Here is a 15,458-nt window from a genome sequence, read left to right on the forward strand (position 1 = left end):
TATTTCTGTTTTTTGAATTTACACTTTTGCTACAAGTTAACTTTGTACTTGTTGTCTGAACTTGACCCAGTCAAAGCTTAGCCCAGGATCGGCTTTTCTCAAGGGAGCGATATACTGATGCCCCGTAATTCTCGGCAAGGTAATTTTTGGGTAGGAATGCATAACGGATTGGGTCAATGCAGTAAGTGATTGATATTGCTCTTCTGTGTACGCAACAAACTCGGTGCCTTCCAACTCAATACCAATTGAATAGTCATTACAACGTTCACGGCCAGCGAAGCTAGATTGTCCGGCATGCCAAGCTCTGTCTAAAAAAGAAACAAACTGAACAATCTCGCCATCACGCTTAATTAAACAATGTGCCGAAACGCCCATTTTGTGAATTACTTCAAAAAATGGATGGGCATTGGGGTCAAGATTGCCGGTAAAAAAGTCCTCTATATAACATCCACCAAATTGACCCGGTGGCAAGCTGATGTTGTGCACCACCAGCAGAGAGATATCTTCTTTGTCTGAACGAGCATCAAAAAATGGCGAAGGGACATGCTTCGCTTGCGTCAACCAACCATTCTCGATTTTTAGGCACATATCAACCTCTCTACTTTGCAAATTAACTGCTGAAATTATTGACACCGGAGAGTATCATTCGTTGCCATCTCCCTTTCAAGACTAGATTTGCGATGAAGAACACACACAACAGCCAAGAACGCCTAGAATACCTTAAGCAACAACTTCCATTAGAAATCACTCGCGCCGTAGCCGATACCCTAAAAGAAGATCTAGGTGGTACATTGGATGTCGATAAAGACATCACCGCATCGCTTATCCCAGCTGACGCTATTAACACGGCAACCATCATCACTCGTGAACACGGTGTGTTTTGTGGCCAAGCATGGGCAGATGAAGTATTTAAACAGCTAGGTAGCAAAGTGACCATCGAGTGGCATGTAAAAGATGGCGACAAGGTTAAACCAAACCAAACACTTTGCACACTGACAGGTCCTGCTCGTGATTTGCTCACTGGCGAGCGCAACGCAATGAACTTTATTCAAACCCTTTCAGGTTGCGCGACCATTACCGCTGAATACGCAGAGAAAATTGCTCACACTGAATGCCGTCTATTAGATACTCGTAAAACGATTCCTGGTCTACGTAGTGCGCTTAAATACGCAGTAGCTTGTGGCGGTGGTTTCAACCATCGTATCGGTGTGTTCGATGCCTACCTTATTAAAGAAAACCACATCATTGCTTGTGGCGGCATTACTCAAGCGATCACTACTGCAAAAGAATTAAACCCAGGCAAGCCTGTTGAAGTTGAGACGGAAAGCTTGGACGAGCTAAAAGAGGCGATTGAAGCGGGTGCCGACATCATCATGCTCGACAACTTCACTACCGACATGATGCGTGAAGCGGTAGCCATTAACGCTGGTCGTGCGGCATTAGAAAACTCTGGCAATGTAACCTTAGAAACCATCGCTGAATACGCAGAAACTGGCGTAGATTACATCTCGGTGGGTGCTTTGACTAAGCACCTAAAAGCGATGGACCTTTCGATGCGCTTTAAGTAAATAGAGTACCGACAACAATATTAACTTCCGAAAAGTCAGCATGTTGTAATCTGATTCACTAAATAGAGGGCCGCAAGGCTCTTTATTTTTATCCACTAAAAAAATAACACCCCTCGCAAAACCTTGCATGCAATATGCAACTTCAACCTAAAGATTTTTACCTCACTCGGAAGGCATCCCCTTGCTAGTTTCCACTTGTTTCTACTCTTTTTACTCTTCTGCTCCATGCATAAGCATTAACTAAATTTCTCTTAAGGAAACAAAATGAAAACGAATAAACAGAAGAAGCAGCAAGGTTTTACGCTGATTGAATTGATGATTGTGGTGGCAATTATTGGTGTTTTGTCAGCTGTAGCAATCCCTGCCTACCAAAACTATGTACAAAAAACGGAGGTTGCTTCCGCGACAGCAACTCTGCGTGGCCTGTTAACCAATATTGATATGTATCAACAAGAAAATGGAGGTACTTTCCCTACAGATACAAACCTAGTAGGTGGAAGTAACAGCATGAACTCTTTAGGAGTTATTGCCCTTGCCGCTTCTGGTACTAGTGGTGGTACCGCTACGTTTACTTTTAGTGAGGGTAGCCTTGCAGTCAGTGGAAGTGTGGGTACCGTCAAATTTACTAAAAATAATACGACAGGTTGGACATGTACAACGACCAACGTACCGGAAGACTCAAAGCCAAATAGCTGTAAAAACTAATCAATGCTAACCAACCTCTCAACGGTTCTTCGTCAAGCGGGAATACTGACCTTCTCCCAAGAAGAATCGTTACTTGAGCAAGCTAAAGCTTCTGGCATTTCAATGCCGGAGGCTTTGCTCAGTTCTGGCTTTTTCCAATCCCATGAATTGACGGAACACTTAAGCTCTGTCTTTGGGCTTTCTTGCACCTCTCTCAATCAGTACGAATACGCTTCGCTTTGCCAAACGTTGGGCTTACGTGATCTGATCACTCGCCATAATGCTCTGCCGCTCAATCGCAGTTCTTCAACTCTGATCTTGGCGGTAGCTGATCCGACTAATCTCCAAGCTGAAGATGACTTTCGTTTTGCGACAGGACTACAGGTTGAGCTTGTTCTTGCGGATTTTCGTGAACTCAGTGCGGCAATTAGGCGCTTATATGGTCGAGCACTAGGACAGGAAAAGTCCGGATTAAAAGAGATCAACCAAGATGAACTGGCAGGTCTGGTTGATATTAGTGCAGATGAAATCGACAACATCGAAGATCTCAGCCAAGACGAAGCGCCTGTCAGTCGTTACATTAATCAGATTTTGTTGGATGCCGTGCGTAAAGGCGCTTCGGATATTCACTTTGAACCCTACGAAAGCATGTATCGAGTGCGCTTACGTTGCGATGGTATTCTCGTTGAAAGCCAACAACCACCAAGTCATTTAAGTCGTCGCTTATCAGCGCGTATTAAAATCTTATCCAAACTTGATATCGCCGAACGACGCTTACCACAAGATGGTCGTATCAAGCTTAAGCTAAACCAAGATACTGCAATTGATATGCGTGTATCGACATTACCAACGCTATTTGGCGAAAAAATAGTACTGCGTTTGCTCGACAGTAGCTCCGCCTCGCTAAATATTGACCGCTTGGGTTACAGTGATGAGCAGAAGCAACTTTATCTGGATGCGCTAAAACGGCCACAAGGTATGATTTTAATGACTGGCCCGACGGGAAGTGGCAAAACCGTCTCGCTCTATACAGGCTTAAGTCTTCTAAACAAAACAGAGATCAATATCTCTACAGCGGAAGACCCCGTTGAAATTAACCTGCCTGGCATCAACCAAGTGCAAGTCCAGCCCAAAATTGGCTTTGGTTTTTCTGAAGCACTTCGTTCTTTCTTACGTCAGGATCCTGATGTGGTCATGGTGGGTGAGATCCGCGATCTAGACACGGCAGAAATCGCTATTAAAGCCTCACAAACTGGCCACTTAGTTCTGTCTACTCTGCACACCAACTCTGCCGCTGAAACCGTGATTCGCTTATCCAATATGGGGGTTGAGAGCTTTAACCTTGCTTCATCATTGAGCTTGATCATCGCTCAACGCTTGGCAAGAAAGCTATGCCCTCAGTGCAAACAACCTCAAGAGCCGAATGCACAACTGCAACATATTGGCATCCACTCCACGGAAAACATCTTTCAAGCGAACCCAGATGGCTGTAACGAATGTACCCAAGGTTATTCTGGTCGAACCGGCATTTATGAAGTGATGCGCTTTGACGAGACGCTTTCCGAAGCACTAATCAAAGGCGCATCCGTTCATGAGTTAGAAAAACTTGCTCTCAAAAACGGTATGCACACCTTACAAATGTCCGGTATAGAAAAACTTAAACAAGGCATCACCAGCTTTAGCGAATTACAACGCGTTCTCTACTTCTGATCTTTACGTTTATTAGGCAGTCATCAATTCTATGAAAACTAACGCCCCACAACTTAAAAGTTTCCGCTGGAAAGGTACGAACAGCTCAGGGAAGAAAACCTCCGGACAAGTGTTAGCCATGACGGAAATTGAAGTGCGAGAACGCCTAGATGCTCAACACATCAAAATTAAGAAGCTTAAGAAAGGCAGTATTTCTTTTATCACGAAGCTGAGTCATCGAGTCAAAGGCAAAGACATTACGGTATTTACCCGTCAAATCGCTACCATGTTAATGACCGGCGTTCCCATCGTTCAAGCTCTGAAGCTTGTCTCAGAAAACCATAGAAAAGCTGAGATGAAATCAATACTGATGAGCGTAACACGAGCAGTAGAAGCAGGTACGCCGATGTCCAAAGCCATGCGAACCGCCAGCACGCATTTTGATCCACTCTATACTGATTTAATCGCAACCGGTGAGCAGTCAGGTAACTTACCTCAGGTATTTGAACGTCTGGCGACTTACCGAGAAAAAAGCGAACAATTGAAAGCAAAAGTTATCAAAGCACTCATCTATCCGGCGATGGTAGTTTTGGTCGCGCTAGGGGTCTCCTACCTCATGCTCACCAAAGTGATACCTGAGTTCGAAAAGATGTTTGTTGGCTTTGGCGCCGACCTGCCTGCATTTACTCAAATGGTCTTAAATCTTTCGGCATGGACACAAAATTGGGGGCCTTTTATTGGGCTCAGTGCATTAAGCTTATTTATTTCCTCCCGTATCATGGCTAAACGTTCGGACTCTTTCCGATTATTGTTGGCTCGATCGAGCTTAAGATTTCCTATACTCGGCCCCGTCTTATCCAAAGCGGCGATTGCGAAATTCAGCCGTACTCTTGCAACCAGTTTTACCGCCGGTATCCCCATTTTGACAAGCTTAAAAACCACCTCTAAAACATCCGGTAATATGCATTATCAACTTGCCATCGAAGAGGTCTACCGAGATACCGCAGCGGGTATGCCAATGTATATCGCAATGCGCAATTGCAACGTATTCCCAGAATTGGTGCTGCAAATGGTAATGATCGGTGAAGAATCCGGACGTTTAGACGATATGCTCAACAAAATTGCCGCGATCTATGAGTTTGAAGTGGATAACACCGTCGACAATCTGAGTAAAATTTTAGAGCCGTTGATCATTGTTTTTCTTGGGGTCGTCGTTGGCGGATTGGTCACAGCAATGTACTTACCAATCTTTAACTTAATGAGCGTATTGGGATAGAATGTTGCTTTAGCAAATTAATCCCATCAAAACAGCACTTTGCTATTTGATTCATCGTTCAAGAGACAGATATGGAAGTATTCCAGTACTACCCATGGCTATTCGTTGTATTTGCCACAATTTTTGGTTTGATCGTGGGTAGTTTCCTCAACGTGGTTATTTACCGCTTACCCAAGATCATGGAACTAGAATGGCGACGCGAGTGCGCTGAATCATTCCCTGAATACAAAATTGAAGCACCGAAGGAAACACTGACCTTAAGTGTCCCTCGTTCTTCCTGCCAACAGTGCGGAACGCCGATCCGCATTCGTGACAACATTCCTGTCATTAGCTGGCTGCTTCTGAAAGGAAAATGCCATAACTGTAAATCCTCGATTAGTGCTCGCTACCCTCTCATCGAATTGCTTACTGCTTTTGGTTCGGGTTTTATCGCGTTTCACTTCGGTTTTAGTTACTTCACTGTTGCGCTGGTTTTCTTTACCTTTGTATTGATTGCCGCCACGTTTATCGACCTCGATACTATGTTGCTACCAGACCAACTAACGCTGCCATTAATGTGGGCAGGTATTGCACTTGCATTGTCTGGCGTTAGTCCTGTTAACCTACAAGACGCCATCATTGGCGCGATGGCTGGTTACTTGTGTCTTTGGAGTGTTTACTGGGTATTTAAGCTTCTGACTGGCAAAGAGGGCATGGGCTATGGTGACTTCAAACTGCTTGCTGCCCTTGGTGCATGGTTAGGCTGGCAATCACTGCCGATGATCATTTTACTGTCGTCGGTTGTGGGCGTTATTTTCGGCCTGATACAACTGCGTTTACAAAAACAGGGTATCGAAAAAGCGTTCCCCTTTGGCCCTTACCTTGCGATTGCAGGTTGGGTGAGCCTTATTTGGGGTAACCAGATTCTAAACTGGTACTTCACGTCGATTCTAGGAGTATAAATGGCTTTTGTTATTGGCCTAACAGGTGGCATTGCAAGCGGTAAAACCACCGTTGCAAACTTATTCAAACAGCAATTCAAAATAGACGTTGTTGACGCGGATATTGTAGCCCGCGAAGTCGTAGAACCGGGCTCGACTGGACTCAATGCGATCATTGAACATTTTGGCATTGATATTGTACGAGAAGACCAAAGCCTTGATAGAGCAAAATTAAGAGAGCAAATTTTCTCTAATCCGGAGGAGAAAGCGTGGCTAAACGCCCTACTACATCCGATGATCCGCGAAAAAATGATCGAAGATTTAGAGCAAGTGGAGTCAGAGTATGCGCTACTGGTTGTCCCGCTCTTAATCGAAAACAAGCTTGATAGCCTATGTGACCGAGTCCTTGTGGTTGATGTTGAACCGGAAACTCAAATCGCAAGAACGGTAAAACGTGATAATGTAAGTGAAGATCAAGCTCGTGCGATCTTAGCCTCACAAGCAACACAAGCGCAAAGACTCGCGATTGCGAATGATGTGGTGAGAAATAACCCAAACGACCCTGATCTTTTGCTTCAAATCACAGATTTACACGAAAAGTACCTAGCCATGTGTAAGAAAAATCTGCGAAAATAGGAATGAAACTCACCAAGGCTTATGTCGATGACCACGCACAAATTTGAACATCCGTTAAATGAGAAAACTCGCATCTATCTGAGAGTTGAGTCTTTGCTGCGTCAGGCTCACCTAGCCTCTGGTTTTGCCGATAATCACCAATATCAGTTGTTCTTCCGTGCGCTTTTCGACATGGTTGAAATCTTTGAGCAGATTCAATTGAAAAGTGAGTTGGCAAAAGATCTTGAGAAACAACGTTTAGCCTACCGAAATTGGCTGAACGTTGAAGGCGTCGATCAGCAAGCGTTAAGTGAGCTACTAAAAGAGATCGATGTGGTTCATAGCCAACTGATGACTGCTGAACGTTTCGGCCAAGCGTTGAAAGAAGATCGTTTTTTAAGCTCAATTCGCCAGCGCTTTAATCTTCCTGGTGGTTCTTGCTGTTTTGATTTGCCAGCCTTGCATTATTGGTTACACCTTCCTATCGAACGCAAAAAGCACGATGCAGCCCAATGGCAAGAGAGCTTAAAGCCGTTGTCCGATGCACTCGCTTTATGGCTAAAACTGACTCGCGAAACAGGCCACTTCAAAGCACAAATCGCTCGTGCAGGCTTCTTCCAAAGCGACGCTGATGAAGCGAATATCCTTCGTTTACACATCCCTATGGAATATGGCGTCTATCCGATGATTTCAGGCCATAAGAACCGCTTCGCGATTAAGTTTATGTCGTTTGAAAGCGGACAAGCTTGCACGCAAGACGTTGAGTTTGAACTCGCGGTTTGTAGCTAAAACCAACGCACACTATTATTTCTATACCCCCTTTGACACCTCAACATAATGGGACTCTTTAATCATGTCTAAAATTACTATCGTGCCATGCCCACAATGCGGTGCAGACGTAGAATGGGGAGAGCAAAGCCCTCACCGCCCTTTTTGTAGCAAGAAATGCCAAATGATTGATTTTGGCGAATGGGCTGACGAAGAAAACGCCATTGCTGGCGCACCGGATATGTCGGACAGCGATGGATGGTCTGAAGACCAGTACTAAAGAATTGAGAGGCTAGAGTCGAGAAACGAAAACTCTACACTTCGAGAATAGAGAGAGGGGTTGATGTGGAACATCAGCCCTTTTTATTTTTCGGGATTCGGTTCATTTTGTCTTTCTAAGGACAAGCTCTGCCAACAACCTTTCGAGGCCATACTTCTTGCACTAGTTACACCTCTCGGTTCCTAAAGCGAGAAGCTCTCGAATCTCGTAGCGTTCCCGATTCTCGAAGGACAACGTCCACTCCCTAAACCCAGCGTCTTTTTCCTCGCATAAAAAAACGGAGCCCAATTGGGCTCCGTTTACTATGAGAACGCTAGTTATAGCATTACTTCTTAGCAAGTTTCTCTTTGATACGAGCAGACTTACCAGAACGCTCACGTAGGTAGTACAACTTGGCACGACGTACTGCACCACGGCGTTTAACTTCGATGCTATCAACGATTGGAGAGTGTGTTTGGAACGTACGCTCAACACCTTCACCGTTAGAGATCTTACGTACAGTGAAAGCAGAGTGTAGACCACGGTTACGGATTGCGATTACAACGCCTTCGAAAGCCTGTAGACGCTCACGCTCACCTTCTTTAACTTTAACCTGAACTACAACAGTGTCACCTGGTGCAAATTTAGGCAGGTCTGATTTCATTTGCTCTTCTTCAAGAGCTTTGATGATGTTACTCATTTTTTAAATTCCTAGAATAAACTGATACTAAATAAATTAGGTTACTTTGCGTTATGTTCAGTAATGAACTCAGCAAGTAATTGTTCCTGTTCGTCAGTCAGAGCTAGGTTTTCCAGGAGCTCTGGTCTTCTTAGCCAAGTTCGGCCCAGCGACTGTTTTAGTCGCCATTGACGAATATCCTTATGGTTGCCTGACATCAGTACCGCTGGCACTTCTTTATCATCCAACATTTCAGGACGCGTATAGTGAGGGCAATCTAACAAACCATTTGCAAAAGAATCTTCTTCTGCTGACGCAAAATCGCCTAGTACACCCGGAACAAACCGAGAGACTGAATCGATCAGTGTCATGGCTGGTATTTCACCACCCGTCATCACAAAATCTCCAATCGACCATTCTTCGTCGACTTCAGATTGAATGATACGCTCATCTACCCCTTCGTAACGGCCACAAATCAGAAGTAAATTCTCATTCGTTGCCAGTTCTTCCACTCCCTTTTGGTCGAGCTTGCGACCTTGAGGAGAAAGGTAAATGACTTTCGTCTTACCCGGTGAGGCTGCTTTCGCGGTATGAATGGCATCGCGCAAAGGCTGAACCATCATTAACATACCAGGACCACCACCGTAAGGTCGGTCATCGACAGTGCGATGTTTGTCGTGAGTGAAATCGCGAGGATTCCAAGTCTCAATTGACAAAAGACCTTTTTTAACCGCTTGACCTGTTACTCCAAATTCAGTAACAGAACGGAACATTTCAGGAAAAAGGCTAATAACGCCAACCCACATGTTTATCTCGCTCTGTAGTTTTGGAGATTAGAATCCAGGATCCCAGTCAACTTCGATCCGTTGAGCTGTGCGATCAACTTTAATGATCACTTGCTCTTCAAGGAACGGGATTAATCGTTCCTTCTGCCCGAAAGCATCTTTTAGATTTGCTTTAACAACCAGAACATCGTTTGAGCCAGTTTCTAGAATGTCATTAACGACACCCAGATCGTAACCTTTAGTGGTTACCACTTGCATCCCAAACAATTCACGCCAGTAGAATTCTTCTTCTGACAATTCAGGTAGTACCGCAGGGTCAATAGCAATTTCAAAGTTGGTCATCAGCTGCGCGTCTTCGCGAACGTCCAACCCTGCTAGCTTGCATACATAGCCTTGACCATGACGCTTCCAGCTTTCTACTTTGTACTCAACCCACGTACCCTTTTGGTTAACAAACCAAGGGCTGTAATCGAAAATGCTTTCAGCATTGTCTGTGTAGGAAAAAACTTTAAGCCAACCACGAATGCCGTAAGTAGCACCAAACTTGCCTACAACAATCTTCTCGCTGCTCATCGTTTCTTTACCTTTCATCGACATAAACTAGTTTCTACTTCTTAAAAGAATTAAGCCGCTTTTTGAGCGTCTTTAACTAGCTTAGCAACGCGGTCAGATAGAGACGCGCCTTGACCAACCCAATGGTTAACGCGGTCTAGGTCTAGACGTAGACCTTCTTCTTGACCTTTAGCAGTTGGGTTGAAGAAACCAACTTTCTCGATGAAACGGCCAGTTGCAGCGTTGCGGCTGTCCGCTACTACGATTTGATAAAATGGACGCTTTTTAGCGCCGTGACGTGCCAAACGAATGGTTACCATGTCGTCCTCTTTGCTTTCTCAAAAATAAAATTAACCCCAATAATCATCCATAAAACTGAACAATCTGGGGTCTCGTGCCAAAATAAAGCTCCGGAATTTTACTCTTATCCCGAAGCAATGCAAGGTATTTAGTTACTTTTTCACCAACATAAATTGAAATTCAAGTTTGTGATGTAGCTAACACCCTGAAACTAAAGTCTAGGCAATCGTTTAACGACCAAATGGATTGAAGCCACCGCCTCCACCCATACCGCCGCCCATCATGCCTTGCATGTTGCGCATCATGCCTTTCATGCCGCCCTTTTGCATTTTCTTCATCATCTTTTGCATTTGGGTAAACTGCTTAAGCAGACGGTTAACGTCTTGTACCTGAACACCCGAGCCTGCTGCGATACGTTTTTTACGTGAGCCTTTGATGATTTCCGGGCGTTGACGTTCTTTCATTGTCATTGAGCTGATGATCGCTTCCATTTGCTTGAACATCTTGTCATCAACTTTGTCTTTCACGTCTGACGGCAATTGAGACATACCTGGCAATTTGTCTAGCATGCCCATCATGCCACCCATGTTTTGCATTTGACCTAGCTGCTCACGGAAGTCTTCAAGGTCAAAACCTTTCTTCTCTTTGAACTTTTTCGCTAGTTTTTCTGCTTTGTCTTGGTCGACATTGCGTTGTAGGTCTTCAATCAGTGACAGTACATCACCCATGCCTAGAATACGCGATGCAATACGATCTGGGTGGAATGGTTCTAGTGCGTCAGTCTTTTCACCCACACCGAGGAATTTAATTGGCTTACCCGTGATATGACGAACCGATAGCGCCGCACCACCACGTGCATCACCATCCACTTTAGTCAGAATCACACCGGTTAGCGGTAGCGCATCACCGAATGCTTTCGCTGTGTTCGCCGCATCTTGACCTGTCATTGCATCAACAACGAACAGTGTCTCAACCGGGTTAATAGCAGAGTGAAGATCTTTAATCTCACCCATCATTTCTTCATCGATAGCCAAACGACCTGCGGTATCGACAATAAGCACGTCATAGAATTTCTTCTTCGCATGGTCGATCGCGGCATTCGCAATATCAAGTGGTTTTTGATCTGGTGACGATGGGAAGAAGTCGACGCCGATGTCTGATGCTAGAGTTTCTAGCTGTTTGATTGCCGCAGGACGGTAAACGTCGGCCGACACAACCAAGACTTTCTTCTTATCACGCTCTTTTAGAAGCTTAGAAAGCTTACCTACCGATGTAGTTTTACCCGCACCTTGTAGGCCCGCCATTAAAAGAACGGCTGGCGGCTGCGCTGCTAGATTTAGGGCTTCGTTAGATTCACCCATTACACCTTCAAGCTCTGCTTGAACGATCTTGATGAATTCCTGACCCGGAGTCAGCGATTTAGAAACTTCTACGCCCACCGCTTTTTCTTTAACGCGGTTAACAAACTCACGCACAACAGGAAGGGCAACGTCCGCTTCCAAAAGCGCCATGCGCACTTCACGTAGGGTTTCTTTAATGTTGTCTTCGGTCAGACGACCTTTGCCACTGATATTTTTCAGCGTTTTGGATAATCGATCCGTTAAATTCTCAAACATCTTTGTCTCTTCGCTAAAATGGCGATTAATTAGTGTGAGTATACCTTAGCCAACGTCACAGTCATACCCGAACACTGCTCTTATCATTAACTTGAGGGCTAACTTGTTAATTTCAATATCTCATCTCTCGTGATTGATGAAGGATCTACCGTAGCCCCAAAGAGTAATGCAAGGTATAATTTTTAGCATCGTGCACAATAACTCTTAGGATTCATGGATAGCTTAATTGCCATCGCGGCCGCCATACTTTACGTTTTGGCGATAGCGACCATCATACCTGGACTCTCTCAGCAGTCAGGAATCAAAGTCAAAACCGTATTTGCCAGTGCGGCATGTGCGCTTGTTTTTCATGCTTGGATTCTGAGTGACCTGATATTTGACGGCTCAGGGCAAAACCTCAGTATTCTTAATGTTGCTTCGCTAATAAGTTTTATTATTTCTTTGGTCATGAGTGTGGCAATGCTTAAGAATCGCTTATGGTTCTTGTTGCCTGTGGTATACAGTTTTGCTGCTATCAATTTATCTGCAGCAACGTTTTTACCAAGCACATTTATTAGACATTTAGAAAATGATCCTAAGTTACTTATTCACATATCGTTCGCACTCTTCTCTTACGCCACGTTGACCATTGGTGCACTCTACGCACTCCAGTTAGCTTGGCTTGATCACAAACTTAAAACGAAAAAATCACTCGCAATCAATCCAAACTTACCGCCACTCATGATGGTAGAGCGTCAGCTATTCAAAATTATCTTGATTGGTAACTTGTTGCTCACGGCAACGCTGATTACTGGTTTTGTGTTTGTACAAGATATGTTTGCTCAAGGTAAAGCCCACAAGGGAATCCTTTCTTTCATCGCTTGGATTGTGTACTCAATTCTGCTTTGGGGTCACTACCGTAAAGGGTGGCGAGGCAAAAAAGTGACTTGGTTTGCGGTTGCAGGTGCGACTTTGTTGACCTTGGCGTACTTTGGTAGTCGCTTCGTGAAAGAGATCATCTTAAGTTGATACTTTCCATCGATTAAATGCAATTAATAAGGAGCCTTGTGCTCCTTATCCTTTATATTGCCGAGCAAATAAAATAGAGTACCCCTTATTCCATTGACTTCATGACCTAGCTCGGTCATAAATTAACCAAACACATAAAAGGAACTGCTGCGTTTTGGACGACATATCTACGGGTATCTTATTTGCGCTACTCGCGTGTCTTATCGTCATATCAGGTTATTTCTCCGGTTCAGAAACAGGGATGATGTCTTTGAACCGTTACCGCTTAAAGCACTTAGCCAATAATGGGCATAAAGGGGCGAAGCGAGTCGAAAAGCTTCTCGACCGCCCAGATCGCCTTATTGGCCTGATCCTTATCGGCAACAACCTCGTTAATATCCTCGCTTCCGCTATCGCAACCATTTTAGGTATGCGTTTGTATGGCGATTTAGGGGTCGCAATTGCAACTGGTGCGCTCACTATGGTGGTGCTGGTTTTTGCAGAGGTGACACCGAAAACGATCGCATCGCTCTATCCGGAGCGCGTCTCTTATGCGAGCAGCATCCTTCTTACTATTTTAATGAAGGTACTGTCACCACTCGTCATGTTGGTGAACTTTATTACTAACGGCTTTATCCGTTTACTCGGCGTAAAAGCCGATCACACCACAGAAGACCACCTTAGCTCAGAAGAGTTGCGTACCGTGGTAAATGAAGCTGGCGGCCTCATTCCTCGTCGTCACCAAGACATGCTGGTGTCTATTTTGGACCTAGAGCACGTCACAGTGAATGACATAATGGTGCCTCGTAATGAGATCACTGGCATCGACATCAATGACGATTGGAAATCTATCGTTCGTCAGCTGACTCACTCTCCTCATGGCCGTATTGTGCTGTACCGTGACCAGATTGATGAAGTGGTTGGTATGCTGCGTCTGCGTGAAGCTTATCGCTTAATGCTAGAGAAGAACGAGTTCAACAAAGAGACACTGCTACGCGCAGCCGATGAGGTGTACTACATTCCTGAAGGCACGCCACTGAACGTACAGATGTTGAAGTTTCAACGTAATAAACAGCGTATCGGTTTGATTGTCGATGAGTATGGCGACATTAACGGACTAGTGACGTTAGAAGATATTCTGGAAGAGATCGTTGGTGAGTTTACCACATCAATCGCACCGAGCTTGTCCGAAGAGATCACACCGCAAGGTGATGGTAGCTTCTTAATTGAGGGCAGTGCAAATATTCGAGACATCAACAAAGGTTTGAAGTGGAAACTGCCAACTGACGGACCAAGAACCCTCAATGGCTTGATCCTTGAACATCTGGAAGATATTCCTCAAAGCCATTTGAGTGTGCAAGTTTCTGGGCACCCAATGGAAATTGTTCAAGTAGAAGAGAACCGTATCAAGCTTGTAAAAGTGTATCCAAAGCTGAAGAAAAACAGCTAAGTGTGAACAAAATATCACGCCTTAAATCGCAAAGAAAAAGAGCCTGACACTGTCAGGCTCTTATGTTTTCAGCTATCTGAACGAAAAGCTAAGTTAGTCGATACGTAGCTCTTTCAGCATTGATTCTGGTAGTGCCAGCTCATCATTCTTATTCACCGCAACCCCCGCTTCTAGAATGTTCTTTGCAATTTGCTTCGCTTCATCCAGAGAGTGCATTGCCGCTGTACCACATTGGTACTCGTTCAGCTCAGGAATCTTGTTTTGGTTTTCTACTTTCAATACGTCTTCCATTGCTGCAATCCAAGCGTCAGCCACTTGCTGCTCTGAAGGCGTACCGATTAGACTCATGTAAAAACCTGTACGACAGCCCATTGGTGAAATATCAATAATCTCAACACTTTCACCATTTAGATGATTGCGCATAAAGCCCGCATACAAGTGCTCTAGCGTGTGAATTCCTCGCTCAGAAAGGATGTCTTTGTTCGGGGCAGTAAAGCGCAAGTCGAATACCGTGATGGTATCCCCTTTAGGGGTTTGCATCGTTTTAGCCACTCGTACTGCAGGTGCATTCATGCGAGTGTGGTCTACGGTAAAACTGTCTAATAAAGGCATTACATCTCTCCTGATTGTAACGACCAATACTCAAGAGTATTGGCATTGATTTCTATTCATTCCCCCAGTCCAAATGAATTCGTTAGGGGGTTAAAAGAACCAGCTGCTGTTGTCTTCTAGTTCCTGACGACATTGCTTCAGCTGCCAGCCATAAGTCTTTGCGGTTTGCTCAACGCGTCTTGCAACCTTTAACAAGCTTGGCTTGCTATTATAGGTTCCGCGCTTATATCCACCACGTCCTTCATGATAAGCAAGGTACTGCTTGTAAGGATCCCACAATGAGATGCCTAATTGACGACGAGTCTCATGGGTATACCAACCGACAAACATCATTGAGTCGTCGAAGTTAGTACGTGAACCACCTTGACCCGTCGCATCTTGAAAATCTTCCCAAGCAGGGTCTTGAGCTTGAGCATAACCGTAAGCGCTACTTACGCGCCCCCATGGAATAAAGCCGAGAACGTAATCCTTTGGTGGTCGAGCGTCATGACGAAAGCTACTTTCTTGCTTGATGATCGCCATCGCCACGTTTATCGGCGTACCCCACTCTTCTTCCATGTCTTTGGCATCTTCATACCAACCAGATTTTTCTCGGAATATTTCACATAGGTTGTCTTGTTGCTTTGGGGGCGCTGTCGCACAACCGGCTAACATTACGCTTCCAAGCACAGACACCACTAACGGCTTAATGTCCAATC

Annotated in this window: 18 protein-coding genes; 10 read left to right on the plus strand and 8 right to left on the minus strand. The window is 44.7% G+C overall.

Features of this window, described 5'->3' with window-relative positions:
* Window positions 1-36 precede the first annotated feature (36 nt).
* On the minus strand, window positions 37-588 hold the full coding sequence (gene ampD, locus ATB76_RS19555) for a 1,6-anhydro-N-acetylmuramyl-L-alanine amidase AmpD (protein WP_061035977.1): 552 nt from the start codon (window positions 586-588) through the stop codon (window positions 37-39).
* A gap of 92 nt (window positions 589-680) precedes the next feature.
* On the opposite strand from ampD, the gene nadC reads away from it, so the two are divergent.
* From nadC to yacG, 8 genes are all read left to right on the plus strand, one after another.
* Window positions 681-1,568: a carboxylating nicotinate-nucleotide diphosphorylase gene (nadC, locus tag ATB76_RS19560; RefSeq protein WP_061035978.1), complete on the plus strand. Its 888-nt coding sequence runs from the start codon at window positions 681-683 to the stop codon at window positions 1,566-1,568.
* Window positions 1,569-1,832: 264 nt separating this feature from the next.
* Complete coding sequence (locus tag ATB76_RS19565) at window positions 1,833-2,273, plus strand: pilin (RefSeq protein ID WP_061035979.1); 441 nt, start codon at window positions 1,833-1,835, stop codon at window positions 2,271-2,273.
* Window positions 2,274-2,276: 3 nt separating this feature from the next.
* Window positions 2,277-3,962, plus strand: a complete 1,686-nt coding sequence (gene pilB, locus ATB76_RS19570; RefSeq protein WP_061035980.1) for a type IV-A pilus assembly ATPase PilB — start codon at window positions 2,277-2,279, stop codon at window positions 3,960-3,962.
* Window positions 3,963-3,993: 31 nt separating this feature from the next.
* Window positions 3,994-5,217 carry a type II secretion system F family protein gene (locus ATB76_RS19575; protein ID WP_039975492.1) on the plus strand — a complete coding sequence of 408 codons (1,224 nt, stop codon included), beginning with the start codon at window positions 3,994-3,996 and terminating at the stop codon, window positions 5,215-5,217.
* Between the two features lie 71 nt (window positions 5,218-5,288).
* Window positions 5,289-6,158 (plus strand): A24 family peptidase, encoded by an 870-nt coding sequence (locus ATB76_RS19580; RefSeq protein WP_038870483.1) that lies wholly within the window; start codon window positions 5,289-5,291, stop codon window positions 6,156-6,158.
* Window positions 6,159-6,773, plus strand: coding sequence for a dephospho-CoA kinase (coaE, locus tag ATB76_RS19585; RefSeq protein ID WP_039975491.1), 615 nt, complete (start codon window positions 6,159-6,161; stop codon window positions 6,771-6,773). It begins immediately after the preceding gene.
* Between the two features lie 27 nt (window positions 6,774-6,800).
* Window positions 6,801-7,541 carry a cell division protein ZapD gene (gene zapD / locus ATB76_RS19590; RefSeq protein WP_038870479.1) on the plus strand — a complete coding sequence of 247 codons (741 nt, stop codon included), beginning with the start codon at window positions 6,801-6,803 and terminating at the stop codon, window positions 7,539-7,541.
* Window positions 7,542-7,605: 64 nt separating this feature from the next.
* The gene (gene yacG, locus ATB76_RS19595) at window positions 7,606-7,800 is read left to right on the plus strand and encodes a DNA gyrase inhibitor YacG (protein ID WP_038870477.1); all 195 of its coding nucleotides are present in this window, start codon (window positions 7,606-7,608) and stop codon (window positions 7,798-7,800) included.
* Window positions 7,801-8,125: 325 nt separating this feature from the next.
* Here yacG and rplS read toward each other — a convergent pair whose 3' ends face one another.
* The 5 genes from rplS to ffh form a co-directional block, all read right to left on the minus strand.
* Window positions 8,126-8,479: a 50S ribosomal protein L19 gene (gene rplS, locus ATB76_RS19600; RefSeq protein WP_038870475.1), complete on the minus strand. Its 354-nt coding sequence runs from the start codon at window positions 8,477-8,479 to the stop codon at window positions 8,126-8,128.
* 41 nt (window positions 8,480-8,520) lie between these two features.
* On the minus strand, window positions 8,521-9,264 hold the full coding sequence (gene trmD / locus ATB76_RS19605; protein ID WP_038870473.1) for a tRNA (guanosine(37)-N1)-methyltransferase TrmD: 744 nt from the start codon (window positions 9,262-9,264) through the stop codon (window positions 8,521-8,523).
* Between the two features lie 27 nt (window positions 9,265-9,291).
* The gene (gene rimM / locus ATB76_RS19610) at window positions 9,292-9,840 is read right to left on the minus strand and encodes a ribosome maturation factor RimM (protein ID WP_042603131.1); all 549 of its coding nucleotides are present in this window, start codon (window positions 9,838-9,840) and stop codon (window positions 9,292-9,294) included.
* A 26-nt stretch (window positions 9,841-9,866) separates the two neighbouring features.
* The gene (gene rpsP / locus ATB76_RS19615; RefSeq protein WP_005438039.1) at window positions 9,867-10,115 is read right to left on the minus strand and encodes a 30S ribosomal protein S16; all 249 of its coding nucleotides are present in this window, start codon (window positions 10,113-10,115) and stop codon (window positions 9,867-9,869) included.
* A 210-nt stretch (window positions 10,116-10,325) separates the two neighbouring features.
* On the minus strand, window positions 10,326-11,711 hold the full coding sequence (gene ffh, locus ATB76_RS19620; RefSeq protein ID WP_038870469.1) for a signal recognition particle protein: 1,386 nt from the start codon (window positions 11,709-11,711) through the stop codon (window positions 10,326-10,328).
* A 213-nt stretch (window positions 11,712-11,924) separates the two neighbouring features.
* On the opposite strand from ffh, the gene ATB76_RS19625 reads away from it, so the two are divergent.
* Together ATB76_RS19625 and ATB76_RS19630 are read left to right on the plus strand one after the other, a co-directional pair.
* A complete protein-coding gene (locus ATB76_RS19625; protein ID WP_038870467.1) occupies window positions 11,925-12,719 on the plus strand; it encodes an inner membrane protein YpjD in 795 nt (264 codons plus the stop codon).
* Between the two features lie 154 nt (window positions 12,720-12,873).
* Window positions 12,874-14,148 (plus strand): CNNM domain-containing protein, encoded by a 1,275-nt coding sequence (locus tag ATB76_RS19630; protein WP_038870466.1) that lies wholly within the window; start codon window positions 12,874-12,876, stop codon window positions 14,146-14,148.
* Window positions 14,149-14,241: 93 nt separating this feature from the next.
* Here the strand turns inward: ATB76_RS19630 and luxS are convergent, their stop codons facing one another.
* Together luxS and ATB76_RS19640 are read right to left on the minus strand one after the other, a co-directional pair.
* Window positions 14,242-14,760: an S-ribosylhomocysteine lyase gene (gene luxS / locus ATB76_RS19635; protein WP_038870464.1), complete on the minus strand. Its 519-nt coding sequence runs from the start codon at window positions 14,758-14,760 to the stop codon at window positions 14,242-14,244.
* Window positions 14,761-14,850: 90 nt separating this feature from the next.
* Complete coding sequence (locus ATB76_RS19640) at window positions 14,851-15,456, minus strand: hypothetical protein (RefSeq protein ID WP_164492027.1); 606 nt, start codon at window positions 15,454-15,456, stop codon at window positions 14,851-14,853.
* Window positions 15,457-15,458: the final 2 nt, after the last annotated feature.

Source organism: Vibrio sp. MOR3 (genome assembly GCF_001557775.1).
Classification (GTDB): domain Bacteria; phylum Pseudomonadota; class Gammaproteobacteria; order Enterobacterales; family Vibrionaceae; genus Vibrio; species Vibrio jasicida.